Origin of the sequence: Pseudomonas sp. Pseusp97 (assembly GCF_047304025.1) — a bacterium.
Classification (GTDB): domain Bacteria; phylum Pseudomonadota; class Gammaproteobacteria; order Pseudomonadales; family Pseudomonadaceae; genus Pseudomonas.
The window spans coordinates 1-24532 of the sequence record NZ_JBGLYK010000069.1; the positions used below are offsets into that span (position 1 = coordinate 1).

At 65.5% G+C, this 24532-nt stretch carries 25 protein-coding genes; 10 read left to right on the forward strand and 15 right to left on the reverse strand.

The window, feature by feature from the left end; all coding sequences use genetic code 11:
• Positions 1–102: 102 nt before the first annotated feature.
• On the reverse strand, positions 103–1017 hold the full coding sequence (gene prmB, locus ACCC94_RS13870) for a 50S ribosomal protein L3 N(5)-glutamine methyltransferase (RefSeq protein WP_413350065.1): 915 nt from the start codon (positions 1015–1017) through the stop codon (positions 103–105).
• Between the two features lie 180 nt (positions 1018–1197).
• On the opposite strand from prmB, the gene ACCC94_RS13875 reads away from it, so the two are divergent.
• From ACCC94_RS13875 to ACCC94_RS13885, 3 genes are all read left to right on the forward strand, one after another.
• A complete protein-coding gene (locus ACCC94_RS13875) occupies positions 1198–1794 on the forward strand; it encodes a cysteine hydrolase family protein (protein ID WP_081520633.1) in 597 nt (198 codons plus the stop codon).
• A gap of 172 nt (positions 1795–1966) precedes the next feature.
• Positions 1967–2287, forward strand: coding sequence for a hypothetical protein (locus ACCC94_RS13880; RefSeq protein WP_413350068.1), 321 nt, complete (start codon positions 1967–1969; stop codon positions 2285–2287).
• 68 nt (positions 2288–2355) lie between these two features.
• Positions 2356–2913, forward strand: a complete 558-nt coding sequence (locus ACCC94_RS13885) for a Smr/MutS family protein (protein WP_413350069.1) — start codon at positions 2356–2358, stop codon at positions 2911–2913.
• On the opposite strand, the gene ACCC94_RS13890 is transcribed toward ACCC94_RS13885, so the two are convergent.
• Positions 2914–3462, reverse strand: a complete 549-nt coding sequence (locus ACCC94_RS13890) for a carboxymuconolactone decarboxylase family protein (RefSeq protein WP_413350071.1) — start codon at positions 3460–3462, stop codon at positions 2914–2916.
• A gap of 74 nt (positions 3463–3536) precedes the next feature.
• Between ACCC94_RS13890 and ACCC94_RS13895 the strand changes: the two genes are divergently transcribed.
• Positions 3537–3878: a winged helix-turn-helix transcriptional regulator gene (locus ACCC94_RS13895; protein ID WP_413350073.1), complete on the forward strand. Its 342-nt coding sequence runs from the start codon at positions 3537–3539 to the stop codon at positions 3876–3878.
• Between the two features lie 91 nt (positions 3879–3969).
• The gene (gene folE, locus ACCC94_RS13900; protein ID WP_413350075.1) at positions 3970–4515 is read left to right on the forward strand and encodes a GTP cyclohydrolase I FolE; all 546 of its coding nucleotides are present in this window, start codon (positions 3970–3972) and stop codon (positions 4513–4515) included.
• Positions 4516–4582: 67 nt separating this feature from the next.
• Here the strand turns inward: folE and ACCC94_RS13905 are convergent, their stop codons facing one another.
• The 4 genes from ACCC94_RS13905 to ACCC94_RS13920 form a co-directional block, all read right to left on the reverse strand.
• On the reverse strand, positions 4583–5434 hold the full coding sequence (locus ACCC94_RS13905) for a cache domain-containing protein (protein WP_413350077.1): 852 nt from the start codon (positions 5432–5434) through the stop codon (positions 4583–4585).
• Positions 5435–5530: 96 nt separating this feature from the next.
• Positions 5531–5992 (reverse strand): bacteriohemerythrin, encoded by a 462-nt coding sequence (locus tag ACCC94_RS13910; protein WP_017517247.1) that lies wholly within the window; start codon positions 5990–5992, stop codon positions 5531–5533.
• A gap of 366 nt (positions 5993–6358) precedes the next feature.
• The gene (locus tag ACCC94_RS13915; RefSeq protein WP_413350078.1) at positions 6359–6961 is read right to left on the reverse strand and encodes a glutathione S-transferase family protein; all 603 of its coding nucleotides are present in this window, start codon (positions 6959–6961) and stop codon (positions 6359–6361) included.
• Positions 6962–6971: 10 nt separating this feature from the next.
• On the reverse strand, positions 6972–8129 hold the full coding sequence (locus ACCC94_RS13920; protein WP_413350079.1) for a PLP-dependent aminotransferase family protein: 1158 nt from the start codon (positions 8127–8129) through the stop codon (positions 6972–6974).
• Positions 8130–8211: 82 nt separating this feature from the next.
• On the opposite strand from ACCC94_RS13920, the gene ACCC94_RS13925 reads away from it, so the two are divergent.
• Positions 8212–8655, forward strand: coding sequence for a MarR family transcriptional regulator (locus ACCC94_RS13925; RefSeq protein WP_413350081.1), 444 nt, complete (start codon positions 8212–8214; stop codon positions 8653–8655).
• Here the strand turns inward: ACCC94_RS13925 and ACCC94_RS13930 are convergent.
• Positions 8652–9293: a hypothetical protein gene (locus ACCC94_RS13930; protein WP_413350083.1), complete on the reverse strand. Its 642-nt coding sequence runs from the start codon at positions 9291–9293 to the stop codon at positions 8652–8654. The genes ACCC94_RS13925 and ACCC94_RS13930 overlap by 4 nt on opposite strands.
• 415 nt (positions 9294–9708) lie before the next feature.
• Here ACCC94_RS13930 and ACCC94_RS13935 point away from each other — a divergent pair, with 415 nt between their 5' ends.
• From ACCC94_RS13935 to ACCC94_RS13945, 3 genes are read left to right on the forward strand one after another with little or no spacing between them, the layout of a single operon-like run.
• Positions 9709–10311: a LysE family translocator gene (locus ACCC94_RS13935; RefSeq protein WP_413350085.1), complete on the forward strand. Its 603-nt coding sequence runs from the start codon at positions 9709–9711 to the stop codon at positions 10309–10311.
• Between the two features lie 13 nt (positions 10312–10324).
• Positions 10325–11524: a benzoate/H(+) symporter BenE family transporter gene (locus ACCC94_RS13940; protein WP_413350087.1), complete on the forward strand. Its 1200-nt coding sequence runs from the start codon at positions 10325–10327 to the stop codon at positions 11522–11524.
• Between the two features lie 54 nt (positions 11525–11578).
• Positions 11579–12742, forward strand: coding sequence for an AAA family ATPase (locus ACCC94_RS13945; protein ID WP_413350089.1), 1164 nt, complete (start codon positions 11579–11581; stop codon positions 12740–12742).
• Between the two features lie 383 nt (positions 12743–13125).
• On the opposite strand, the gene ACCC94_RS13950 is transcribed toward ACCC94_RS13945, so the two are convergent.
• The 8 genes from ACCC94_RS13950 to ACCC94_RS13985 all read right to left on the reverse strand — a co-directional run bounded on the left by ACCC94_RS13950 (position 13126) and on the right by ACCC94_RS13985 (position 23098).
• On the reverse strand, positions 13126–13425 hold the full coding sequence (locus ACCC94_RS13950) for a LasR-specific antiactivator QslA (protein WP_413350091.1): 300 nt from the start codon (positions 13423–13425) through the stop codon (positions 13126–13128).
• A gap of 645 nt (positions 13426–14070) precedes the next feature.
• The gene (locus ACCC94_RS13955; protein ID WP_413350093.1) at positions 14071–15111 is read right to left on the reverse strand and encodes a fimbrial protein; all 1041 of its coding nucleotides are present in this window, start codon (positions 15109–15111) and stop codon (positions 14071–14073) included.
• Between the two features lie 87 nt (positions 15112–15198).
• A complete protein-coding gene (locus tag ACCC94_RS13960; protein WP_413350104.1) occupies positions 15199–16176 on the reverse strand; it encodes a fimbrial protein in 978 nt (325 codons plus the stop codon).
• Complete coding sequence (locus ACCC94_RS13965) at positions 16173–18710, reverse strand: fimbria/pilus outer membrane usher protein (RefSeq protein WP_413350095.1); 2538 nt, start codon at positions 18708–18710, stop codon at positions 16173–16175. Before ACCC94_RS13965 ends, ACCC94_RS13960 begins: the two co-directional genes overlap by 4 nt.
• Positions 18711–19179: 469 nt before the next feature.
• On the reverse strand, positions 19180–19911 hold the full coding sequence (locus tag ACCC94_RS13970) for a molecular chaperone (protein WP_413350096.1): 732 nt from the start codon (positions 19909–19911) through the stop codon (positions 19180–19182).
• 94 nt (positions 19912–20005) lie between these two features.
• Entirely contained in the window at positions 20006–20545 is a 540-nt protein-coding gene (locus tag ACCC94_RS13975; RefSeq protein ID WP_413350098.1) for a fimbrial protein, read from the reverse strand.
• Between the two features lie 211 nt (positions 20546–20756).
• Positions 20757–21647: a bile acid:sodium symporter family protein gene (locus ACCC94_RS13980; RefSeq protein WP_413350100.1), complete on the reverse strand. Its 891-nt coding sequence runs from the start codon at positions 21645–21647 to the stop codon at positions 20757–20759.
• 689 nt (positions 21648–22336) lie between these two features.
• Positions 22337–23098, reverse strand: a complete 762-nt coding sequence (locus ACCC94_RS13985) for an SDR family oxidoreductase (protein WP_413350102.1) — start codon at positions 23096–23098, stop codon at positions 22337–22339.
• A gap of 235 nt (positions 23099–23333) precedes the next feature.
• On the opposite strand from ACCC94_RS13985, the gene ACCC94_RS13990 reads away from it, so the two are divergent.
• Positions 23334–24338: an NADP-dependent oxidoreductase gene (locus ACCC94_RS13990; RefSeq protein ID WP_088417547.1), complete on the forward strand. Its 1005-nt coding sequence runs from the start codon at positions 23334–23336 to the stop codon at positions 24336–24338.
• Positions 24339–24532 lie beyond the last annotated feature (194 nt).

Here is a 24532-nt window from a genome sequence, read left to right on the forward strand (position 1 = left end):
CCCGCCCGCTTTTGTCCGCCCCCTGCCGCCCCCCCACCCCCCCCCCCCCCCACCCCCGGGCCCCCCCCTTCCCCCCCAACGCCCGCTCCTACAGGTTGAGCCTCAGGCCTTGATGCGCGACTTGAACAGCTCCTGATGCTCGCGGCACTGCTGCGCCGAGAGCAGGAAAACGCCGTGGCCGCCGTATTCGAAGTCGAGCCAGGTGAAGTCCACTTCCGGGTAAAGCGCTGCCACGTGCACCTGACTGTTGCCCACTTCAACCACCAGCGTGCCGCGCTCGGTCAGGTGATCCGCGGCCTCGGCCAGCATGCGCCGCACCAGGTCCAGGCCATCGTTGCCGCAGGCCAGGCCCAGTTCCGGTTCGTGGTGGTATTCGGCGGGCATGTCGGCGAAATCTTCGGCGTCGACATAGGGCGGGTTCGACACGATCAGGTCGAAACGCTGCCCCGGCAGTCCTTGGAAACCATCGCCCTGCACGGTGTAGACGCGCTCGCCGAGCTCGTGGCGCTCGATATTGATGTTGGCCACTTCCAGGGCATCGAACGACAGGTCGCCCAGCACCACCTCAGCGCCCGGGAAGGCACTGGCACAGGCGATGCCGATGCAGCCCGAGCCGGTGCACAGGTCGAGGATTCGCGCAGGATCAGCCGCCAGCCAAGGCTCGAAGCGGCGCTCGATCAGCTCGGCGATGGGCGAACGCGGCACCAGCACACGCTCGTCCACCACGAAGGGCATGCCGCAGAACCAGGCTTCGCCCAGCAGGTAGGCGGTGGGCACGCGCTCCTCGATGCGCCGGCGCAGCAGGTGCATCAGGTATTCGCGCTCCTCGTCCTCGAGGCGGCAGTCCAGGTAGGCATCGGCCATTTCCCAGGGCAGGTGCAACGCGCCCAGCACCAGCTGGCGGGCTTCGTCCCAGGCGTTGTCGGTACCGTGGCCAAAGAACAGTTCCTCGGCGTGGAAGCGGCTGACGGCCCAGCGGATGTGGTCACGCAGGGTCAGCAAACGGGATTGGGTCACGGCAGCAGTCCTCGCAGCTCGCAAAAAGGGGCGCATTCTAGCGGAACGCGGGGGCTCTGGGGCGCCTCCGGGCAGTTCCGGGCAAGAATGCCAATACCACTTTGGCGCGAGTTCGCAAAGATTCACAGCAGACGCGTTACGGCCCACAATGAGTGAACATGCATTTACAGGAGTCCAGACATGTCCCATCCGCTCAGCATGCTGCAGATCAGTGGGCGCGGATATCCGCCGGCCACCCTGCGCCAGAGCACTCTGTTGATCATCGACGCCCAGGAGGAGTACCGCAGCGGCGTGCTCGCGCTGCCTGACCTGGACGCCGCGGTGGCGCAGATTCGCCTGCTGCTGGAGACGGCCCGGAACATGGGCACTCCCATCGTTCACGTGCACCACCTGGGTGTGGTCGGCGGCCTGCTCGACCCGCAGGGCCCGCGCGGCCGCTTCCTGCCCGAACTGGCCCCGCTGCCGGGCGAGGTGGTGGTGGACAAGCGCCTGCCCAACGCCTTCGCCGGCACCGACCTGCATGACCGCCTGCAGGCCAGCGGCCGCCTGGACCTGATCGTCTGCGGGTTCATGACCCACTCCAGCATCAGCACCACGGTGCGCGCCGCCAAGGACTACGGCTACCGCTGCACCCTGGTGGATGCCGCCTGCGCCACCCGCGACATTCCCACCCCCGAAGGAGGCGTGCTCGCCGCCCGCGACCTGCACCGCGCGGAAATCGCCGCCCTGGGCGACAACTTCGCCGCCGTGGTCGCGCAGGCCCAGGCGCTGGTCTGACGCCATTCGTCCCGACGGGCGGCAGCGACAAGCGCCCGGGGTTAGGCTCAGCTTAGGCGCGAAAGCCCGCGAACCCGCTCCCCGGCGGGTTCGCCGCGCTTCCCGACCCTGGGGTTGGAACCCCACCCATCCCCACCGGTCATAGCCTCGTTCAACAGATGAGGAAGTCGGGATGAAGATGACCGAGAAGTTCGACCCACCCAGCCTGCGCCCGAAGCGTCCGGGCCGCTGGCGCTGGCGCTTCGCCGCCGCGATTGCCGCGGTGATCGCCACTTTCGGCATCCTGTCCGCCATGGCCGGCGTCGCCGCCCTTCTCCGTCGCCAGCCCGCCGTGGGCGTGCTGCATATCGAGCCAGGTGCTGGCGCCGTGCTGCTGGTCATCGGCCTGCTGTGCCTGTGGCTGGGCATTACCTTCTGGCGTGCTGCGCGCCGCCGTGCCCGTGGCCGCGAAGGGCTGAGTCTGTCGCCGCGGCTGATGAAGCGCCGCAACTGATTTCCTGGGCGAATTTCCGTAGGACCGACACGATCCGTTAGACTGCGCGGCTCTTCGAGGAGGTGCGCATGCAAGACGACGATTTTTCCCAATTCGCCCGCGAGATGCGCGGCGTCAAGCGCATCACCGTGGACCAGGCCGACACCGGCAAACCCAAGGCCGACCGCAAGCAGCTCAAGGAGCTGCGGCAGAACGCGACCGTGCGTACCGAGAACATCCGGGTGGACGGCCTGTCCGACCAGTTCGTCATCGACGTCGGCCCGGAGGACGAACTCTACTGGGCCCGCGACGGTGTCCAAGAAGGCCAGATGCGCAAGCTCAAGGCCGGCCAGATCGCCTTCGAAGGCAGCCTCGACCTGCACGGCATGAAGATCGAGACCGCCCGCGAAACCCTCTGGGACTTCATCGCCGAAGCCACCCGCTTCGAGGTCCGCTGCGTCCGCGTCACCCATGGCAAGGCTGCGCGCGTCGACGGCCGCAGCCCGATGGTGAAGAGCCACGTGAACACCTGGCTGCGCCAACACCCCCAGGTGCTCGGTTTCGCCTCCTGCCTGCCGCGCCACGGCGGCACCGGGGCGATCTACGTGATGCTGCGGCGCACCATGCTCGAAGGCCGCGACGAATAATCAGGCCGGGAAACGCGCGCCGTAGCTTTCCCGCTGCACCTTCAGGCCGTTCACCACGAACGACACCGAGTGGTAGAAACCCACCACCATCAGGCATTCGATCAGCTGCTCGGCGCTGAAATGCTCGCTCAGACGCACCCAGAGCTCGTCATCCACGGTCGAGCTGTCGTGCAGGTTGTCCGCCAGCGCCAGCAGAGCCTGCTGCGCAGGACTCCACAACGCGGCGTCGGGTATCGCGCGGCAGGTGTCGACCAGTTGTTCGTCATTGAAGCCGGTCTTGCCGGTATAGAACGCCACATGCACGCCCCACTCGTATTCCGCACCGCAGCGCGCGGTGGTCCGCAGGATCAGCAGCTCACGGTCCTCCAGGGCAATGCTGCCGCGGTCCAGCAAGCCACCGGCGAAGAAGCGCTGCAGCACCCGCGGGTTGTGCGCCAGCGTCCGGAACAGCTTCAGCGGCTCGACTCCCGGCGGCATGATCCGCGTGAAGGCAGCCTGCATGTCTTCGGGAAACGGCGGTTGCAACGGTTCGATACGCGGCAGTGTCATGATGCGCCTCCGGCTGCTATCAATTAAGTAGCACTCAAGCTAGACCGCTACTGAAAAAGTAGCAAGGAGAAACGATGACGCTTCCCTTCCCCGGCAACCCCGTACGCGGCTCCGACAGTGGCCGGCCGATCATGGCGCTGCTCGACCTCCTCGGCCGCCGCTGGAGCCTGCGCATACTCTGGGAATTGCACCAGGGGCCGGCGAGTTTTCGCGAGCTGCAGGCGCGCTGCGAAGGCCTCTCGCCCTCGGTGCTCAATACCCGTCTGGGCGAACTGCGGGAGGCGCAACTGGTGGAAAACGGCGCGGATGGCTACCAGCTTTCCGAGCCGGGCCGGGAGCTGGCGCTGCATTGCCTGCCGCTGGCGCAATGGGCCGAGGGCTGGGCGCAGCAGCTGGCGACAAACCAGCAGCCATAACGCGCCAGCCGGCAGCAGGCGCTTGCCAGAGGGGGCCGCGCGCCCTACCCTGCGCCACGGTTCTTATTTTTGTCATTGCCACAGGTAGATCATGTCCCTGGAACAAAACTACTCCGCGATCCTCAGCCAGCTCGGGGAGGACGTCACCCGCGAAGGCCTGGTCGACACGCCCAAGCGTGCCGCCAAGGCCATGCAGTACCTTTGCCGCGGCTACCAGCAGACGCTGGAGGAGATCGTCAACGGCGCCCTGTTCAGCTCCGACAACAGCGAAATGGTGCTGGTCAAGGACATCGAGCTCTACTCGCTGTGCGAACACCACCTGCTGCCCTTCATCGGCAAGGCCCACGTCGCCTATATCCCCAAGGGCAAGGTGCTGGGCCTGTCCAAGGTCGCGCGCATCGTCGACATGTACGCCCGCCGCCTGCAGATCCAGGAAAACATGTCGCGGCAGATCGCCGAGGCCGTGCAGCAGGTCACCGGCGCCCTGGGCGTGGCCGTGGTGATCGAAGCCAAGCACATGTGCATGATGATGCGCGGCGTGGAGAAGCAGAACTCGTCCATGGTCACCTCGGTGATGCTCGGCGAGTTCCGCGAGAACGCCGCCACCCGCAGCGAGTTCCTCAGCCTGATCCGCTGATCGCGAACCGCCGCCATGAAAAAACCGGCCCGCAGGCCGGTTTTTTTGTGCCTGGAGAATCTGCCGATCAGCGGGTGTAGTAACCCACCGCCACCAGGTAGTGGCCGGCCTTGCGCAGGAAGGCGTGCTTGTTCTCCACCTTGCTGGTCACCGGGTTGCGCCACTGGTACTCGAACTCCGCCTCGCCCTTGGACTTCACCAGTTCCAGCATCGCGTGGCCGACCGGATTGCCGCCCGGGTCCTTCAGCGAGTCGAAATCGGTGCCCACCATGCGCGTGTTGAAGCCGTGGGCGACGAACTTCGAAGTGTCCAGGTCGACCGCGAAGACATAGAGGTCATCCTCGATGAAGGCCTTGTCCAGCGCGTTGATCTTCCTGAAGGTGCCTTGCGGGTCGGCCTCGACGGCCTTGACTGCCTTGTCCAGCATGGCCGCCGCCTGCTGCGCGGAAGCGCGGGGGATGTAGTAGCCCACGGCGAGGAAGCGCTCGCCGACACGCTGGTAATAGACGTGCTTGCGCTCGACCTTGCCGTCCGCCCAGTTCTTCCAGCGGTAGTCGGCCTGCTGCACCTTGCCGGTTTCCGGTGACTTCAGCGCCTTGGCGAACTGCTCCCTGAGCGACGGATCGAGAGTCGACGACACGTCGCGGTCGATCAGCACCACCGAGGGCCCGCCGCTGGCGAGCATGGTGCCCTTGCTGTCCACCACGAAGACGTAAAGGTCGCCGTCGACGAACTCGCCCTGGCGGCTGAACGCGGCGAAGGCCTTGTCGCCGTCCTGCTTGTAGGCCGCCACTGCCTTGGACAGCAGCGCCTTGGCGCGCTGGTCGTCGGAGTTCGACGAGGCGGCCGGCTGAGCAGCGAACAGCGAAAAGGACGACAGGAACGAAAGCAGCAGCAGTGATTTCAACAGCGTCTTCATGCGCGAATACCCCCAGGCATTGCTTTTAGTTGTGCAAGGAGCATAGCCAGCCGGGGGCGTTTCGCGTCGGCATTCACAGCCCAGACAAGGGGCGATTCAGCCGAAGAATCGCTTCATCGAGCGCGACAGCCAGCCGCCATGGCTCTGGTCGCGGGTGAGTTCATGCATGGTGGCCTTGACGGCCTCGACGTAGTTGGCGTCGTCATTGCGGATATGGTTGAACAGCCAACGGCCGAGCAGGCCCTTGAGCTCCTCGGCGACGTCCTCGCCGGCATCGAAGCGCGTGCGGTAGTCGGAAACGCGCTTGATGAAGAGTTCATGGACCTTCTTGTGCGCGCGGGTGAACTGGTAGCCGGAGTCTTCCAGCAGGGTCTCCTCGAAGGCGAAGTGCGAGATGGTGTAGTCGACCAGTTCCTCGATCACGCCGCCGAGCATGGCCCGGTCGTGATGGGCCTGGGCCTCGTGCAGCTGGTTGATCATTTCGACGATGCGCTTGTGCTGTGCGTCGATCACTCCGATCCCGGTATCGAGATCCGCCTGCCAGACCAGATAGGCCATCTTTCCCTCTCCATGCCGGGCGACGACACTGCCTGCCGCTCGCGCCCGGCCACATCGGTACATCCCGCATGGCAGCGCGTCCAGATTAGGGATGGCGACAAAACGCCGCCATGATGCCGGTCAACCCCCAAGCCACGAAATCCGCGGTTTAGAGCGGTTCTTTCGGATTTGTCTGATAGCATTTTGCCGGTTTTCTTTCCCGACTATCGGATGAACCTGTAGGAGCGAGCTTGCTCGCGAATCGCCCAAGATCCGGTGTTGCCGGAAGCCTGTTCGCGAGCAAGCTCGCTCCTACCAAGAGCACCGGGCGACACAACGAAAAACGCCGCTTCCAGGGAAGCGGCGTTTTCAAGGGCAAGACGCAGGCTAGTCCTGCATCCCCACATGCCGCGGGTGATCCGCCACCCGCGCCAGCCACGCATTGATCGCCGGGAAGTTCGACAGGTCGAAGCCGCCCTGGTGAGCCACATGGGTGTACGCATACAGGGTGATATCGGCGATGGAGTAGGTGTCGCCCACCAGGTAGGGCGTCTGCTCCAGCTGCCTCTCCATCACCTTCAGCGCCTTGTAGCCGCCTTTGTGGCAACGCGTGTATTCCTCGCGGCGCTCCTCGGGCAGGCCCAGGTAGAACTCGATGAAGCGCGCCACCGCCACGTAAGGCTCATGGCTGTACTGCTCGAAGAACTGCCACTGCAGTACCTGGGTGCGCAGGCGCGGCTCGCTGGGCAGCAGCTCGCTGCCATCGGCGAGGAAGTTGAGGATAGCGTTGGATTCCCACAGGCAGGTGCCATCTTCCAGCTTCAGTACCGGCACCTTGCCGTTGGGGTTCATCGCCAGGAACTCGGCGGTCTGCGTCTCGCCCTTGAGGATGTTGATCTCGCGCCACTGGTAAGGCAGGCCGAGCAGGTGCAGGGCCAGCTTGACCTTGTAGCAGTTGCCGGACAGTTGATCGCCGTAAACGGTGTACATGCTCATTTCCTCATTGGGCCTGGGCTTCGCGAATGACCGCGGCCAGGCGACGGAGCCCCTCGCCGGCGCGTTCGGGCGCCACGTGGCTGAAGTTAAGCCGCAAATAGCCGGGATTGGCATCCGGCTCGGTGAAGAAAGGCTCGCCGGGCATGAAGGCCACGTTCTGCGCCAGCGCCGCGTCCAGCAACGTGCGGGTGTCCAGCGGCTGCTTGAGTCGGAGCCAGAAGAACAGCCCGCCCTGCGGCACATTCCACTGGGCCAGCTCGCCGAAATGCTCCTCCAGCTGCGCCTGCATGGCGTCGCGGCGGATGCGGTAGAAATCGCGCAGCTCGGCCAGATGGCCGCGATAGGCCTCGGTGCCGAACCACTGCAACGCCTGCCATTGGCCGACGCGGTTGGTGTGTAGGTCAGCGGACTGCTTCAGGCGCAGCAGGTGCGGGAACAGGTCCGGCGTGGCGATCAGGAAGCCCACGCGCAGGCCCGGCAGCAGCGTCTTGGACACGGTGCCGGTGTAGATCCAGCTGGACTTCTTCAAGCGGCTGACCAACGGGGTCGCAGCCCCCTCATCGAACACCAGCTCGCGGTAGGGTTCGTCCTCGATCAGGGTCACGCCGAACTCGTCGAGCACGGCGGCCACTTCATCGCGGCGCTGCTCGGAATAGCGCACGCCGGACGGATTCTGGAAGGTCGGGATCAGGTAGGCGAAGGCCGGCTTGCTGGTCTCCAGCCGCTGGCGCAGCGCGGCGATGTCCGGGCCTTCGGCGCCCAGCGGCACGGTCAGGCAGTTCGCCCCGAACAGCTGGAAGGCCTGCAGCGCGGCGAGATAGGTCGGCGCTTCGAGCAGCACCTCGGTGCCCGGGTCGATGAACAGCTTGCTGGCCAGGTCCAGGGTCTGCTGCGAGCCGCTGACGATCAGCACCTGGCTCGCCTCGCAGGGCACGCCCAGCGCCCGCGCTTGCGCCGCGATGGCTTCACGCAGTGCCGGCTCCCCTTCGCTCATGCCGTATTGGCCCATGCTCGCCGGCATGGCATCCCAGTTCACCTTCGGCAGCATCGGCTCGGCCGGCAGGCCGCCGGCGAAGGACATCACCTCCGGACGCTGCGCCGCGGCAAGGATTTCACGGATCAGAGAGCTTTTCAGTCGGGCGATGCGTTCGGAGAAGGCCATGGGGGTCACCGGTAGCGGGAGCACGGAAGAATGAGTCAAACTGCTTGACCGAAGCTACGACGCCCGTGATGGATACGTCAATATGCCTGACCTAATAAAAAATGCCCTGCAACTCCAGGCCATGGAAGCCTTCTTCTACAGCTACCGGGCCTTCACCGCGAAACCCGACGAGATGCTGGCGCGCCGCGGCCTGAGCCGGGTGCACCACCGCATCCTGTTCTTCATCGCGCGCAATCCGGGGCTCTCCGTCAGCCAGTTGCTGGCCGCCCTGGGCGTGACCAAGCAGGCGCTGAACCTGCCCTTGCGGCAACTGCTGGAACGCGAACTGATCCGCAGCGAAGCCTGCGACAACGACAAGCGCCGGCGCCTGCTGGAGCTGACGGCCGAAGGTGGCAAGCTGGAAAAGGCCCTGCGCCAGGAACAGGCGCGCCTGCTGCAACGCGCCTTCGACGAGGCCGGAGAGGACGCCGTGCGAGGCTGGCTGGCGGTCAACCAGGCCATCGCCTGGACGCAGGACGAAGATTAGCCGGCGGCGGCTTCCAACTCGCGGGCGGCGCGCAGGAACATCAGCGCCAGCGGCAGCAGGCTGGCCATCGCCAGCGCGGTACCGGGCAGGAACAGCAGGACGCTGAGCAGGCACAGGCCGGAGGTGACCTCCAGCCAGCCCATGACCTTCACGGACGGGTACGGCAGCTCGATCTTCAGCAGGCGGATGCCGTACCACAGGGTGACGATGCCGGTGGGCACGAACAGGCCCATGAAGCCCATCAGCGCGCCATTGAATTCGCCGCTGAGCTGCTCGTCGAAAATCAGGCTGTAGACCTGCATCACCAAGGCAATGGCAATCGACAGCCCGACCGGCCAGGCCAGCCCGCGGGCGCTGAAGCGATCCTCGAGGAAGCTGCGGGTGCGCCACAGCAGGAAGCAGCCGAGCACCGTGCTGAGCACGCCGACCCACAGCTCGTAGCGCTGCCAGGTACTCGACTCCTGTAGCGCAGCGGCAAAGGACAGGACGAACAGCACCAGATTGCACAGCAGCAGCGCCAGGCTCAGCCAGCCGAGCAGGCGCAGGCGGCCGGGGTTCCAGCGCCCGGCGAGGAATGCCCCCGGAGCGCTCTGATCCACCAGCTCGACCTTGGGGGCGGCGTAGGGATTCTGTTCCATGGTGGCGATCTTCCATCAGTCATGCGGCTTTCCCGCACCATACCGGCGCACTCCCGTCCACGCCACTGCCGCTCGCACTGTACGGGCCGTTCGGCGACTGGCTGTTATGGGACAGCTTCGCGGTGGCGGGATTAGTCTGGTTTCACTTGAAATCCTGCGCTGGGGCAAGCCCTCTCCCCCCGCCCTCTCCCTGAAGGGAGAGGGAGCTGTTCGTGCCGGCTGACACTTTTGTTTCAACCTGCGCCATACGTCCTCTCCCTGAAGGGATAGGGCGCTGTCCGTGCCGGCTGACACTTTGGCTTCAACCTGCACCACACGGTCCCCTCTCCCTTCAGGGAGAGGGTTAGGGAGAGGGAAGCCCAGGCACAAAGCTTCAGAAAAACAGTAGTCCCCAGAACAAGACCGGTACCCCGCCATGCCCCTCGAACTCCTCGGCGCCTTCGTGCTGTTCGCCTTCGTCACCTCCATCACTCCCGGCCCCAACAACATGATGTTGCTGGCCTCGGGCGTGAACTTCGGCGTGCGCCGCACCATCCCGCACATGCTCGGCATCAGCATCGGCTTCCTGCTGCTGGTGGTCGCCGTGGGCCTGGGCCTGCACCAGCTGTTCGAGCGCTTCCCGGCCACCTATACCGCGCTGCGCTACGCCGGCGGCGCGTATCTCCTGTACCTGGCATGGAAGATCGCCCGCTCTGGCGCGCCCGAGGCGAAGGGCGAACACAGCGCCAGGCCGATGACTTTCCTCCAGGCTGCCGCCTTCCAGTGGGTCAACCCCAAGGCCTGGGTGATGGCCGTGGGCGCCATCGCCACCTACCTGCCGGCCAACAGCTGGATCGGCAACGTGGTGCTGATCGCCACCCTGTTCGCCGTGGTCAACCTGCCCAGCGTCGGCGTCTGGACCATACTCGGCAGCCTGCTGCGACGCTGGCTGGAAGACCCGCTGCGGCTTCGCCTGTTCAACTTCGGCATGGCGGCGCTGCTGGTCGCCTCGCTCTACCCTCTGCTCACCCGCACCTGATGGAAGTTCGTGCATGACTGACACCACACCCGCCAGCGCGCCGCTGCGCCCGTTGGCAGACTCCTCCCCCGCCGCCATCGTCGCCGGGTTCGTCGCCATGCTCACCGGCTACACCAGCTCGCTGGTGCTGATGTTCCAGGCCGGCCAGGCAGCGGGGCTCAGCACCGCGCAGATTTCCTCGTGGATCTGGGCGCTGTCCATCGGCATGGCCCTGACCACCATCGGCCTGACCCTGCGCTACCGCACGCCTATCGTCATCGCCTGGTCCACCCCCGGCGCCGCGCTGCTGATCAGCAGCCTGCCCGGCGTGCCCTACGGCGAGGCCATCGGTGCGTTCATCGTCTGCGCCGCGCTGATCACGATCTGCGGCGTCACCGGCAGCTTCGAGCGTCTGATGCGCCAGGTACCCGGCTCGCTGGCCTCGGCGCTGCTGGCCGGCGTGCTGTTCCGCATCTGCATCGAGATCTGCAACGCCGCGCAGCAGCAGACGGCACTGGTGGTGGCGATGTTCATCAGCTACCTCATCGCCAAACGCCTGTCGCCGCGCTATGCGGTGTTCGCCGCGCTGCTGGTGGGCGTCGCGCTGGCAGGCTTGCTCGGCCTGCTCAACTTCAGCCACTTCCAGCTGGAGATCGCCCGCCCCGTGTGGACCACGCCAAGCTTCTCGCTGGCCGCCACCATCAGCATCGGCATCCCGCTGTTCATCGTCGCCATGGCCTCGCAGAACATGCCCGGCCTCGCCGTGCTGCGCGCCGACGGCTACCAGGTGCCCGCCTCGCCGCTGATCTCCACCACCGGCATCGCCTCGTTGCTGCTGGCGCCGTTCGGCTCCCACGGGATCAACCTGGCGGCCATCAGCGCGGCCATCTGCACCGGCCCGGAAGCCCACGAAAATCCGCACAAGCGCTACACCGCCGCGCTCTGGTGCGGGCTGTTCTACGGCATCGCCGGCATCTTCGGCGCCACCCTGGCCGCGCTGTTCGCCGCGTTGCCCAAGGCGCTGGTGCTGTCCATCGCCGCGCTGGCCCTGCTCGGCTCGATCACCAACGGCCTGACCAACGCCATGGCCGACGCGCGCCAGCGCGAAGCGGCGATGGTCACCTTCCTGGTCACCGCCTCCGGCTTCACCCTGTTCTCCGTCGGCTCGGCCTTCTGGGGACTGGTGGCCGGCCTGTTGACCCAACTGGTGCTGAACTGGCGCCGCGCACCGTAGAGGCGCAACCCTTCTGCTAGCATGCGGGCGATTGCCCGAACCGGATCGCCCCGCATGCTGCACACCCTGGCCGTCGCCAACTACCGCTCGATCAACTCGCTGGTGCTGCCGCTGGGCCGGCTGAACCTGATCACCGGCGCCAACGGCAGCGGCAAGTCCAACCTTTACCGCGCCCTGCGGCTGCTCGCCGAGACCGCCCAGGGTGGCGTGGTGAACGCACTGGCGCGCGAGGGCGGTCTGGAATCCACCTTCTGGGCCGGCCCGGAAACCCATTCGCGGCGCATGCGCAGCGGCGAAGTGGAAGTCCAGGGCGGCCCGCGCAACGAAGTGAAGCGCCTGCGCCTGGGCTTTGCCGGCGAAGACTTCGGCTACGCCATCGCCCTCGGCCTGCCGCCTCCGCCGGTGGTCAGTGCCTTTGGCCTGGACCCGGAGATCAAGCACGAGAGCATCTGGGCCGGTCCCTGGTACCGCCCCGCCTCGCAACTGGTGGAACGCAACGGCCCGATGCTGCGCGCCCGTGAGGGCCGTACCTGGCAGGTGCTGGAGCAGCACATCCCGACCTTCGACAGCCTGTTCACCCAGATCGGCAGCGGCTCGGACTGCCCCGAAGCCCTGCTGCTGCGCGAGCAGATTCGCGGCTGGCGCTTCTACGACCACTTCCGCACCGATGCCGACGCGCCCGCGCGCCAGCCGCAACTTGGCACCCGTACCCCAGTGCTGCACCACGACGGCCGCGACCTCGCCGCCGCGCTGCAGACCATCCGCGAAATCGGCGACGCAGCCGCGCTGGAAACCGCCATCAGCGACGCCTTCCCCGGCGCCGAACTGCAGATCGACTGCCAGCCCGGCGGGCGCTTCGCCGTTGCGCTCAAGCAATACGGCCTGCTGCGGCCGCTGAGCGCGGCGGAACTCTCCGACGGCACCCTGCGCTACCTGCTGCTGGTCGCCGCCCTGCTCACCCCGCGCCCACCGTCGCTGATGGTGCTCAACGAACCGGAAACCAGCCTGCACCCGGACCTGCTGCCGGCGCTGGGACGCTTGATCATCGCCGCCTCGAAGCACACCCAGGTCTGGGTCGTCTCCCATGCCAGCCGGCTGATCGCAACGCTGGAGGAGCATCCCGAGTGCAACTGCCTGCACCTGGACAAGGAACTGGGCCAGACGCGCATCCGCGACCAGGGCATGTTCGATGCCCCGGCGTGGCATTGGGCGGATTGACCGCCAGGGTCATTGATAGCTGAAGCACGTAGGGCGCATAACCCGGAACGGGTTATCCGCCGATGCCCTGGCGGCGGATAACGCTGACGCGTTAGCCGCCCTACGACTGAGTCCGCTCAGCTGCGACCGGCGTGCGCCTTCTCAGGATGAGTCGGGGGGCGTTCCGCGAGCTTGCGACCCATGCTGTGCCTGTCCGGCATTCGATGGGTATCGCTGCGCTCCACGCCATCCTACTTCGCGTTCATCCTGCGGGACCGCGGCCCGACCGGTAAATCGGGGATTCGCAAGCAAGCTCGCTCCCGCAAGAGCCGGCGGGATGCCGAGGAGGAGGTAGCCGCCTCGCCAACCGTCACGGGAGCGAGCTTGCTTGCGAACCCGGTGCTTCAGGCTTTCAGAACGGCTGGCGAAGCAGCGGCCATGAGCCGTTGCTGCAGCCGCCAGAGGAAAGCGGTTTCATAGGCGACCTGATGGAAATCCCGCCCCTGGTCCAGTCGGCCCACATGCAGCGCCAGCCAGAGGTTGGATTTGTGTCGCTCGGCAAACCACTGCTCGACCCTGGCCACGCCGGCATCGGCAGCCGATTGGCAGTCCATGGACCACTCCAGCACCAGCCCGGGCAAGCCATCGGCTGGCGGTACGTGACAGAAGAAGGCCGCGGCCTTCCTCGTGTTTCTGTTTCTCATCGACCTCTCCTTACTGCCGCCTGACAGCGGCGCGGTACTTCAGCCAAAAGGGCCGCCAGGCGTCCCAATGCACCGGGCGGCCTGCCGCAGATCTCAGGTGCTCGGCAGGGTGGTGAGCACCGAGAGCCGGCAAACGATGCCAATTGGTAGAAGGAATTCCAGAGGGGAAGGTCGGTGGTGCGCGGGGGTAAAAGCGGGGTAATGCATCGTTAAGTTCCTACGTAGTGATGAAAGGAACCCGACTCGCCCAACTTTCCACTGAAGGGTGGCGGGACCGTGCAAGGGTGGAAATACCGGCTACGTAGGGCCCGGCCGGACCGAAGCCCGCCTCGCACGATCCCGCCATAGACAGCACCTGACGGGCACAAAAAAGCGCCAGTCAAACCGCCATGGCGCTACCGCGCCTACGTAGCAAACACCGGGTTTCCACGCCCAGGTCACGACAACCGTCGCGACCCGGAAACCTTACCGGCGGCCCTGCAGGCGCAGCAACGCGGCATGCTACCGGTTCTTCCGATGCCGGTGCAGGACGCTTCCCGAGTACCTTGTCGCATTTGCGTAGGATGGCGAGTCCTGAGCAGACCGGCGTCCGCACGAAGCAATGGCTCGGCAGCCAGCCCTGGCCGCGAGAGCCCAGGCGCAGGGCTACTGATAGGAAAAAGTGTAAGTCGCCACCGCATTCGCCTCCCCAGGCGACACCACCACGTGGGTCTTGATGTAGTTGGCGGTGAAGGGGATATCCAGCACTCCGTTGGGAGAGGCGCCCAAGGACATCTGGTTGGCGGTACCAGCCATGGACGAGTCGGGGCCAAAACGCACAGGGGTGCCGTTGCGGCGTATCTGGATACCCACTCCGCGGGCCTGGCTCGACGCTGGGCTGAGGCTAAGTGTGTCAGAGGTGTTGCCCAGGTTATTGGCGTCCGTCAGGGTCATGTAGACATTCATTCCGGTCGAGCAATTGATCCGCACGTTGAAGCTGGCATTGCCGGCCGTGGTGCCTACCGGGCCGGCAAGTGCCGGTGCGCTGGTCGTCCCCAGGCTGACGTTGAGGTTCACCGAGCCGGCATCCACCGAGCAGGTCTGGGCGGTCACGCTGGTGCTGGTGATCTTGATCGGCGCCCTGGCGCTGGTGGTGCCGGAGCTTTTTTCGGCGACGAAAGCTTCGCCAACCGTGGTGGCAGCCAAGGAACCAGTGCCCATGGGCTCACCGGTGGCGATCAGACGCACGCCGGCGAGAAAGTCCCAGTAGGTGGACCACCCCTTCACAAGGTCCGTTGGGGTGGCAGCGATGGGTTTCAGGCTGGCGCCGTTATCCCGAGCCTGCATGATGAGCCCCACGCCGGGTAGCGATGTGGCGAACAACTCATAGGTGGTACCAGCGTCGACCACTGTCTTGCCGGTGGGTGCGAGAACGACGCGCGCCTGCCCATAAGTGGTGCTGCTGTCACTGGTGGTGCAGCTGTTTTCCATGCGCGTTATGGCGGAGCTGATCCAGTTGGAGAGCGGGGTCCCGAGCACACGATCGCGAGGCGCGACGATGGTTGCAGGCAGGGTAAGGGTGATGCCGGCTGTCGGCGTGCAGGTTACAACGGCGTGAGCGCCCTCCATCCAAAGAAAGTTGGCGGCGGCCAACAGCAAAGGGAGGATTCGGGCAAGCCAGATACGGACGAAGCCAGGTTCATTCATGACAGTTGAGCTCCTGCATCATGAACTTCCTTAGCAGCCGAAGTCGCGAGAAGAGTGAAGCTTCATGCTTGATTGCCATCCTTACGGTTATCGATAAGTCAGGGTGAAGTCGACCACGGTTTCGACCGTACCGGGTGTGGGCGTACCTGTTTTCATATAGGCCGCCTTCAGCGGAACGCTGAATCGGGTCTGGGTGCGATTGAAACCGCTCAGGCTGACCGGCGCATTGAAGCGCACCGGCAGGTCGTTGCCATCGCTGAGTCGAAGGGCCGCTCCCGTACTCGTGGAGGTCGGCAGCAAGGCGATGGCGCCCTTGGCCGGATCAAGGATGGCGGTGCGATTGCTCAGCGTGTATTCGATGGCGGAGAGCGTATCCATGCTCGCGCCGGAACAGTCGATGTCGATACTGAAGGGCGTCAATCCAGCCACGGTGCCAGAGCGCAATGCACTGAGGGAAACGGTGGGCAAGGTGACGGAAACGTTCTGCGTCGTGCAGGAGACACTCTGGAATGAGCCGCCACTGAAAGCTGCGTCGGAACCGAAGCCCGGAGCGGACGCAATACCACTGTAGAACTTGCCGGAGAGCTCCTTGCCCGTCTCGATGCTTCCGGTCTTGACCAGTTCGACCTTGAGCTGGCGCTGATTGAAGCGATTGTTGCTGTCCAGGGTACTGGTGACGTAAGGGGCATACGCGCTCTTGCCGTTATCCGCCGCGGGAACGACCCGCACGCCGACGCCGCCGACATTGGTGGCGTAAACGCTCGGCAGCGCAGTCAACGTGCCGAACATGGCGTAGCTGAAGGTCTGCCCGGCCAGTACATCGCAGTTGGCGTCGTCGATATCCAGCATCCGGGTGGCGAGTACCGTACCGATGCTCGCGTCACGCGGGGCCTTGAGCGAGCCGAAGTTGACGACAGGATGAGTACTGTCGCCCACGTAGGCACGGCGGCAGGCAGCTTCGCTCGGCAGCATCCAGACGCTCATCGCCATAACAAGGCCAAGCAACAGGGCGCAACGCCTCGTGCGCGGGTAAAGCCTCGGACTGTTCATTGGATTCGTCATCACGATGCGCAATCCGCTTCGAGGTTCTTCAACTCGGCCCCCTTCGCCATGCCCGTCAGGCTGTAGCCGATCCGGCAGCTGCGATCGGAATCGCCATCGAGGGGGACCCGCAATGTGCCGCTGTCGTTTTCGACCCGCACGAATATCTGCCCGCCCTGCCCCACCACGCCGACTTCGCGGTTCTGCTCATCGTAGACGCTGGCGCCGAAGGGCAGCGGACTGCCGTCGCGCTGGCGGCTGTGGATCAGCAGCGCGTGGCCGCTGACGGTCTCGTACTTGACCAGCATCACCGAGCCGCTGCGCGGCACGACGTCCTGGACGGTGCTCTTGAGTTCGACATCGTCGGACAGGCCCTTGGGGTCCAGTTCCAGGCTGTTGACGCGGTAGGGAGTGAGGTACGGCACCACGGCCCGGCCCTGGCCATCGAGCTTGAGGTTGCTGGCGCCGCTGACCTGGGCGCCGGCGGCCCCCGGAGCGTCGATGATGGCGATGCTGTCGCCCAGGGTCTGGCCGAAGGTCACGCCACCGGGGTGGGCGACCACCGAGCCGGCGAAACCGGCGGACACCTGGCGGTAGTCGCTGCCCTGGCTGACCGCGCCATTGAGGGTCCCGCTGGAACCGCGGTACTGGGCATTGCCGCCCAGGCTCGCGGCATTGCGGCCATCGGCCGGGCTGTCGTAGGCGCTGGTGACGCCGTAGTTGATCTGTCCTTCCTTGCCGGCGGTGCCGCTCAAGGTGCTTTGCAGGTTACTGGCACCGCTGCTGCTGTGGCCGACGCTGCTGGTGAGGTAGGGGCGATTGCTGCCGGTCTTGCCGATGGGCAGGGAGACGCTGAGCAGCACCTGGTTCTCCGCGTCACCGAAAGCGTCCTGGGTGCGGGAGGCGCTGACCGAGGCACTGCCCCAGTTCCAGCTGTGGTTGTAGCCGGCCTGGAATTGGGTGTCGGAGCCGCTGTCGTTCCAGTAGTTCTGCACCGCGCCGCTGACGAACAGGTAGCCGCGCCCGACATTCTGGCTGACGTTGAGCTCGCTGCGGCTTCGTGCGCGGCGGATGGCGTCCGCGCCGCCTTTCTCGTCGCCATATTCCTGCAGCTGGTCACGGGCGTTCAGCGCATCGTTGAGGCCGAAGTAACCGTCGGTGGAATAGCGATAGGAGGCGACGGTGAAGTGGGTACCGGTGCTCTCCAGGGTCTTGTTGTAGCTGATGCGCACCGAGCGGCCGCTGAAGGCCTGGCCGTCGAGTTCGGTGGAGGATTGTGTCAGGTCGGCACCAAAAGCTCCGTACTCGGTATTGAGCACCCCACCCAGCAGCGCCGAGGCGTAGCCGTCGGAAACCGAGGTGCCGGCATAGGCGGTGACACGGTTGCTGAGGCCGCGCTGGTAGGTCGCCTGGGCGACATAGGGGCTGTAGCCGTAGGCAAGATCGCGTACCTGGCCGACGCTGGCGGTGTAGCGCGAGACGCCGGGACGCAGGGAGCGGGCCACCGAGGAGAACGGTACGGTGAAATGGCTTTCCTGGCCGCTGGCCTCGGTGACGGTGACCTCCAGGTCGCCGTTGTCGCTGGTGGGGTTCAGGTCGCTGATTTCGAAAGCGCCCGGGGCGACGGTTTCCTCGTGGATGATGTAACCGTTCTGGCGGATGGTGACGCGGGCATTGGTGGCGGCGATGCCGCGCACCACCGGGGCATAACCGCGTTGCGAGTCCGGCAGCATGCGCTCGTCGCTGTTCAAGCGCACTCCGCGCATGGCAACGGAATCGAACAGGTCGCCGTCGGTGAAGGCATCGCCCAGGGTGAGTTGCGAGCGCAGCGTATCGATGTCGCGCTGGGCGTAGGTGGCCAGGTTCTGCAGGGACTTGCCCTCCTCGCCCAGGTTGAGGGCGGAACGCTGGCGCAGGCGCCAGTCCCCCAGGTTCAGCCCGCCGTTGAGGCTGGCGTAGGCGGACTGCTGGTCCTGGCCCTGGCTGGTGCTGCGGTAACCGCTGACGTTGTAGTCCAGGAAGGCTGCGTTGACGCCACGGTCCCAGCGCTCGGGGCTGACGTAACCACGCGGATTGCGCCGCAGCATGGCCTGGGGAATGCTCAGCTCCAGACGCTGCTCGCCGGCATCGACCGCCACGCTGGCGCCCTCCACCAGGCCGGGCAGATCCAGGCAGTCGCCGGAAAGTTTGTCTTCTGGCAACAGCTCGAGCTTGACGCCGAACTGCTCCAGCTGGACGCGGGTGAAGCAGGCCTTGCCGCGCGCCGGGTCGCCGTCAGCGATGAAGCGAATATCGTGCGGCCCTACCGGAGTGCCATTGAGCAGCACTTCCAGGCTATGCACGCCGGGTTCGACCAGGTTGCTTTCGCGAAAGCGCGAGAGGTTCATCGACCGCGCGCCCTGCCCCCAGAGCATGTCGCTCTCGAAGGTGGCTACTTCGCCGTCTTCCGCCTCGGCCGCGTCGACTCCGCCGCACAGGCCACCCAGCAGGCAGAGGGCCAAGGCCAGGGGCTTGAGCTGGAAGTTCAGGAAGATCGGGAGCTGGCGTTCGGTGTTCATGATGGAGCCTCTTGGCCGCCCTTCGGACAGCCCCTGGTTCTCGGGCATAAACGGGCTCCTCCCGGCGCTTTGGCGGGTGTCGAGAAGGAGCGTTGGAGATTGCGTGAGTTGGCTTGGGCCCTGGCTTCAGGGCGAGGCAAGCCTTGCGATCAGTTCATCCGGCAGGAGAACGGTCGTCGTCGATGGAGGTGCCTGGCACCCGGGGGAAAGCTCGTCAGCAAACGGTTCATGGCATCAGCCCTGCGATAGGTCCGGCCTCCGCCTGGAGGGCCAGTGCGGAAGCGATGGGACAAGTTTCCGCTCCGGGCAGGACTCGTCCTACCGTAACTTCCCGGCAGATGCGTAGGATTTTTCTTAACCGATAGCAGGCTAACGAGCTTGATGAAGCGTGGCAGGCACTCTGGATGGAGCTTCGAGTGGTTATTGGCGCGGGACCAGGCGGCCCGCGCGCGGGTTCAGGGGCTGATGGTCAAGGCTTGAGGGGTTGGCTGTGCTCGATCATCGCGCCGAGGTCGGTGATGCTCGTGTAGTCCACCTTGCTGGCGGCTGCAGCAGTTCCCTTGAGTGGCAGCAGCTTGCGTTCGCCGGGCGCCAGGATGGAGCTGTTGATGTCGAGGTCGGGGCTGACGCCGCCAACGCTGACTTTGCCCAGGGAAATGTAATAGGGGCTGTCGTTGCGGCACTCCAGCGCCAGCTCGTTGCCATTGCGCTGCAGGCGCCATTGCAATTGCTCGGCGGCCGCCATGGCATTACCAGGTAGATCAGCCGGGCGGTAGAAGAGTTTGATGCGGCTGCGGAAAGCGATCTTCAGCTTGTTCTGGCCTTCGGCCGAAGCGGGCGGAACTTCCAGTACGTTGAGCCAGAACAGCGACTCGCGGTCCCTGGGCAGGGACTTCTGTCCACTGAAGCGGATACGCAACGCCTGCCCCTTGCCGGGGTCGATGCGAGCGATGGGCGGCGTCAGGACGAAGGGAGCCCTGGACGTATCGGGCGTGGCCTGGACATTGCCCTCGTCGATCCAAGACTGCACGAGCATGGGCGCGCTGCCGTCATTGTTGAGCTTGACCGTCACCTCGCGCTGGCTGGCGTCGTAGACCACTCGCGTCCCGGTGATCACGATGGAGGCCTGCGCCTGGCCGACCATCAGGCAGGCCGCCATCAACAGGCCCAGTGCCCGCATGCCGAATAAACCACGCTTCATGATGAACCTCGCGTCGAGAGTGACGAATCCATGGTTGCGAGGGCTCACCGTTTCTTCGGTGGCCCTCGCAGGGTACTGCCGGTGCAGCTATCGATTACGGGTAGACGATCGAGTAGGTAACGCTGGATTTCACTTCCCCGGCACTCGGGGTGGCCGAGTTGGAGTAGTACTTCACGGTGAAGGGAATGGTCGCCTCGGCACCAGAGATATTAGTGAACACCGAGGCCGGTGCAGCCCCCATACGCACGATGGAACCATTGTGGAACACGGCCAGGTCGATTTCCTGTGCGCCACTGCCAGTGTTCTTCAGTCGGCCTTCTGCAGTGACGTTGGCGCCGGGCTCGAAGAACACGGCCACGCCGGGGTTGCCACTGGCTTCGGTACCGGTGCAACCGGACAGGTCGATGGTGAAGTTGGTATCGCCACCGGTGGTGCCGACGCCGGCCAGAGAGGTCTTGGAAACGGTCGGCAGGGTCACGCTGCCATCACCGGTTCCAGCGCCGTTGATCTTGACGGTGCAGGTGACGTCCTGGACCTTGCCGTTGAAGTTGATGGTGCCGTCGGCAGCCTGCGCCTGGTGGGCAGCAACGATCATGGCAGCGAGGGTAGCGAGGGAGATCAGGGACTTTTTCATCTGAGGGATTCCTACATGAGTGAGTGGGCTGCCTGCACCGTCATTGGTGGAGGAGATGGCCAAATTCTGTTCTCACGAAGGAAGTCGCCCTACCGTAAAACCCTCATCAGCTTGTAGGAAATTTCCACAAATTAGATCGTCGCCATCAGAGCTGTGCTCCTGCGCTGAGCACGGGGCACAGCGCAGGATCGGCCCTCTTCTGCTGGATGATTCAGGCAGGCGCCCGCTCCGGCTCGACCTTGGCCACGCCACGGCTGACCCACCAGCCGAACAGGCCGGCGGTGAAGAACATCAGCACGCCATAGATGGCCGCGGGGATCGCCATGGTCTTGTTGTTCAGCAGCATGGGGCTGAGCGCCAGGGCGATGGCCAGGGTGCCGTTGTGGATGCCGATCTCCATGCCGATGGCGATGGATTGCGGCTTGGACAGCTTGAGCAGGCGCGGAATCCAGTAGCCCACGGCCAGGCTCAGAAGGTTGAAGCAGAGCGCCGCCGCGCCGACGATGGGTGCATAGGTGAGGAAGGTCTGCCAGTCCTTGGTCACGGCCACGCCGATGATCACCGCCAGCAACAGCGCGGAGAGGATCTTCACCGGTTTCTGCAGCGCTGCCGCCACGCTCGGCAGCAGGCGCCGCACGAGCATGCCGATGGCCACGGGCCCCAGGACGATGATGAACACCTGCACCACCTTGGCGAACTGCAGCGGGATGGTCTGGCCGTCGTTCATGAAATACAGCAGCGACAGGTTGACGATCAGCGGCATGGTGAGGATGGCGATCACCGAGTTCACTGCGGTCAGCGTGATGTTCAGCGCGACGTCGCCGTGGGCCAGGTGGCTGTAGAGGTTCGCGGTAGTGCCGCCGGGGGATGCGGCGAGCAGCATCATGCCCACGGCCAGCGCCGCTTCGAGGGCAAAGCCCAGGGTGATGAGGAAGCACGCCAGCGGTAGCAGGATGATCTGGCACACCAGGCCGATGAGCACGGGCTTGGGATAGCGCACCACGCGGGCGAAGTCGGCGATGGTCAGGGACAGGCCGAGGCCCAGCATGATGATGCCCAGGGCGATGGGCATGAAGAGAGTCAGCAAGGGATCGTTGGTCATTGTCGTTATTCTCCAACTGGGGTGGGCCGATTGTTTCGGCCTCCCGGGCGCTTGTAACTGGCCTTGCGGGCCAAAACCGCTTCATCCTGTAACAGAATGCGAAAGTTGGTAGCCAACGGGCGGGATCGTCAGGCGAGCGGGCTCTTCGTAGGAGCGAGCTTGCTCGCGAACCGCCCAGCGCGTAGGGCGCATAACCTGGAACAGGTTATCCGCCGCACGGCTCGTGGCGGATAACGCTGCCGCGTTATGCGCCCTACGGGACTTGCTCGCGAATTGCCCAGCACCGAAGCAACCGGGAAATCCGTTCGCGAGCAATAACGATGGCGTCCCCCTCGCTCCTACAGGTGTTTCGTGGCAGCGTTGGTGCTGGGGCCAGCCCCTCTCCCCCGCCCTCTCCCTGAAGGGAGAGGGAGCCGTTCGGCTGCCGCGGGATGTCCGAGTTCGCCGTCCAGCGCGTAGGGCGCATAACCTGGAACAGGTTATCCGCCGCATGGCTCGTGGCGGATAACGCTGGCGAGTTATGCGCCCTACGGGGCTGAGTTCGCCGGCCAGCCCATCGAGTCCTGTAAAGCCGCAACGGCCTTCAATAAAGCAACGCACTCACCGCCGCACAGGACAGCCCCCTCTCCCTTCAGGGAGAGGGTTGGGGAGAGGGAACGCCCGAGCGCACCGCCCCATAACTGCAACGATCAGATCGCCGTGGCCCCGCCATCCACCGGCAGCGCGATGCCGGTGGTGAAGCCGGCGTGGTCGCTGCACAGGTAGAGCACGGCGGAGGCGATTTCCTCGACGCGGCCGACGCGGCCCACCGGGTGCATGGCGGCGGCGAATTCGGCCTTCTTCGGGTCGGCCTCGTAGGCGCGGCGGAACATGTCGGTGTCGATCACCGCCGGGCACACGGCGTTGACGCGGATTTTCTTCTTCGCGTACTCGATGGCGGCGGACTTGGTCAGGCCGATCACGGCGTGCTTGGAGGCGGCGTAGATGCTCATCTTCGGTGCAGCGCCCAGGCCTGCGACCGAGGCGGTGTTGACGATGGCGCCGCCACCCTGTGCCAGCATCATCGGGATCTGGTGCTTCATGCACAGCCACACGCCCTTCACGTTGACGCCCATGATGGCGTCGAACTCGCTCTCTTCGCCGTCGGCCAGCTTGCCCTTCTCGATCTCGATGCCGGCGTTGTTGAAGGCGTAGTCCAGGCGGCCGTAGGCGGCCACGGTGCCTTCCACCAGCGCCTTGACCTCCGCGTCGCGGGTCACGTCGCAACGGATGAAGGTGGCCTCGCCGCCCGCCGCGTGGATCAGCTCGACGGTGCCTTCGCCGCCCTTGGCGTCGACGTCGGAAACCACCACCTTCACGCCCTGCTGGGCGAAGGCCTGGGCGGTGGCGCGGCCGATGCCGTTGGCGGCGCCGGTGACCAGGGCGACCTGGCCGGAAAGCAGCTGACTCATGAGCGTTCCTCGAAGGGTTGGGGAGGCGGATGGATAACCGTCGCAGTCTAGCCAGCGCGTGGCGGGCGCGAAGCACTATCAGGCGGGGCGACGTCGCTGCATCCATGCCGATGATGATCTGCTCCGGCAAGGATCACTGAGGCCGATGGCCGGACATTCCTCCGGCAGACGGAACTTGCCCCGAAGCCGCGCGCGGACTATCACCTAGGCTTTCCCCCTGACTGAGTCCACTGCCATGTCCGCCCAGATCAATCGTCAGTTCCAGCTCGCCCAGCGCCCGGTCGGCGCCGCCACCCGCGACACCTTCGCCTACGTCGAAACCCCGGTGGGCGAGCCCGGCCCCGGACAGATCCTGGTGAAGAACCAGTACCTGTCGCTGGACCCGGCCATGCGCGGCTGGATGAACGACGCCAAGTCCTACATCGCCCCGGTGGCCATCGGCGACGTGATGCGCGCCCTGGGCGTGGGCAAGGTGATCGCCTCGCAACATCCGGACTTCAAGGTCGGCGACGAAGTGAACGGCGCCCTGGGCGTGCAGGACTATTTCCTCGGCGAGCCCAAGGGTTTCTACAAGGTCGACAGCCAGCGCGCGCCGCTGCCGCTGTACCTGTCCGCGCTGGGCATGACCGGCATGACCGCCTACTTCGGCTTCCTCGACGTCGGCCTGCCCCAGGCCGGTGACACCGTGGTCGTCTCCGGCGCCGCTGGCGCGGTGGGCAGCGTGGTCGGGCAGATCGCCAAGATCAAAGGCTGCCGCGTGGTCGGCATCGCCGGCGGCGCCGACAAGTGCCGCTACCTGGTGGAGGAACTGGGCTTCGACGGCGCCATCGACTACAAGGCCGAGGATGTCAACGCCGGCCTCAAGCGCGAGTGCCCCAAGGGCGTGAACGTGTTCTTCGACAACGTCGGCGGCGACATCCTCGATGCCGTGCTGGCACGCCTGGCGCCCAAGGCGCGGGTGGTGATCTGCGGTGCGATCAGCCAGTACAACAACAAGGAAGCCGTGCGCGGCCCGGCCAACTACCTGTCGCTGCTGGTCAACCGCGCGCGCATGGAAGGCATGGTGGTGATGGACTACGCCCACCGCTTCCAGGAAGGCTTCAAGGACATGGCGACCTGGATCGCCGAGGGCAAGCTGAAGTCGAAGGAAGACATCGTCGAAGGCCTGGAAACCTTCCCCGAGACCCTGGCCAAGCTGTTCAGCGGCGAGAACTTCGGCAAGCTGGTGCTCAAGGTCTGATATAACGCCCCCGATCCTGGCTGGAAATCCTGCGCGGAACTCTGCCCTCTCCCCGCCCAGGCTGCGTGCCCCGCTCCGAAGGGAGAGGGCTCTTGATCTTGTAGGAGCGGGGGGGGGGGGGGGGGGGGAGCACAGCGCAAGGGAGCGGGGGGGGGGGGGGGGGGGGGGGGGGGGGGGGCGCAGGCGCGCAGGAA

Excerpts from the sequence above, each read along its gene's own strand:
- ACCC94_RS13875 (WP_081520633.1), top strand. The coding sequence starts at position 1,198 with ATGTCCCATCCGCTCAGCATGCTGCAGATCAGTGGGCGCGGATATCCG.
- ACCC94_RS13880 (WP_413350068.1), top strand. The coding sequence starts at position 1,967 with ATGAAGATGACCGAGAAGTTCGACCCACCCAGCCTGCGCCCGAAGCGT.
- ACCC94_RS13885 (WP_413350069.1), top strand. The coding sequence starts at position 2,356 with ATGCAAGACGACGATTTTTCCCAATTCGCCCGCGAGATGCGCGGCGTC.
- ACCC94_RS13890 (WP_413350071.1), bottom strand. The coding sequence starts at position 3,462 with ATGACACTGCCGCGTATCGAACCGTTGCAACCGCCGTTTCCCGAAGAC.
- ACCC94_RS13895 (WP_413350073.1), top strand. The coding sequence starts at position 3,537 with ATGACGCTTCCCTTCCCCGGCAACCCCGTACGCGGCTCCGACAGTGGC.
- folE (WP_413350075.1), top strand. The coding sequence starts at position 3,970 with ATGTCCCTGGAACAAAACTACTCCGCGATCCTCAGCCAGCTCGGGGAG.
- ACCC94_RS13905 (WP_413350077.1), bottom strand. The coding sequence starts at position 5,434 with ATGAAGACGCTGTTGAAATCACTGCTGCTGCTTTCGTTCCTGTCGTCC.
- ACCC94_RS13910 (WP_017517247.1), bottom strand. The coding sequence starts at position 5,992 with ATGGCCTATCTGGTCTGGCAGGCGGATCTCGATACCGGGATCGGAGTG.
- ACCC94_RS13915 (WP_413350078.1), bottom strand. The coding sequence starts at position 6,961 with ATGTACACCGTTTACGGCGATCAACTGTCCGGCAACTGCTACAAGGTC.
- ACCC94_RS13920 (WP_413350079.1), bottom strand. The coding sequence starts at position 8,129 with ATGGCCTTCTCCGAACGCATCGCCCGACTGAAAAGCTCTCTGATCCGT.
- ACCC94_RS13925 (WP_413350081.1), top strand. The coding sequence starts at position 8,212 with ATGCCTGACCTAATAAAAAATGCCCTGCAACTCCAGGCCATGGAAGCC.
- ACCC94_RS13930 (WP_413350083.1), bottom strand. The coding sequence starts at position 9,293 with ATGGAACAGAATCCCTACGCCGCCCCCAAGGTCGAGCTGGTGGATCAG.
- ACCC94_RS13935 (WP_413350085.1), top strand. The coding sequence starts at position 9,709 with ATGCCCCTCGAACTCCTCGGCGCCTTCGTGCTGTTCGCCTTCGTCACC.
- ACCC94_RS13940 (WP_413350087.1), top strand. The coding sequence starts at position 10,325 with ATGACTGACACCACACCCGCCAGCGCGCCGCTGCGCCCGTTGGCAGAC.
- ACCC94_RS13945 (WP_413350089.1), top strand. The coding sequence starts at position 11,579 with ATGCTGCACACCCTGGCCGTCGCCAACTACCGCTCGATCAACTCGCTG.
- ACCC94_RS13950 (WP_413350091.1), bottom strand. The coding sequence starts at position 13,425 with ATGAGAAACAGAAACACGAGGAAGGCCGCGGCCTTCTTCTGTCACGTA.
- ACCC94_RS13955 (WP_413350093.1), bottom strand. The coding sequence starts at position 15,111 with ATGAATGAACCTGGCTTCGTCCGTATCTGGCTTGCCCGAATCCTCCCT.
- ACCC94_RS13965 (WP_413350095.1), bottom strand. The coding sequence starts at position 18,710 with ATGAACACCGAACGCCAGCTCCCGATCTTCCTGAACTTCCAGCTCAAG.
- ACCC94_RS13970 (WP_413350096.1), bottom strand. The coding sequence starts at position 19,911 with ATGAAGCGTGGTTTATTCGGCATGCGGGCACTGGGCCTGTTGATGGCG.
- ACCC94_RS13975 (WP_413350098.1), bottom strand. The coding sequence starts at position 20,545 with ATGAAAAAGTCCCTGATCTCCCTCGCTACCCTCGCTGCCATGATCGTT.
- ACCC94_RS13980 (WP_413350100.1), bottom strand. The coding sequence starts at position 21,647 with ATGACCAACGATCCCTTGCTGACTCTCTTCATGCCCATCGCCCTGGGC.
- ACCC94_RS13985 (WP_413350102.1), bottom strand. The coding sequence starts at position 23,098 with ATGAGTCAGCTGCTTTCCGGCCAGGTCGCCCTGGTCACCGGCGCCGCC.
- ACCC94_RS13990 (WP_088417547.1), top strand. The coding sequence starts at position 23,334 with ATGTCCGCCCAGATCAATCGTCAGTTCCAGCTCGCCCAGCGCCCGGTC.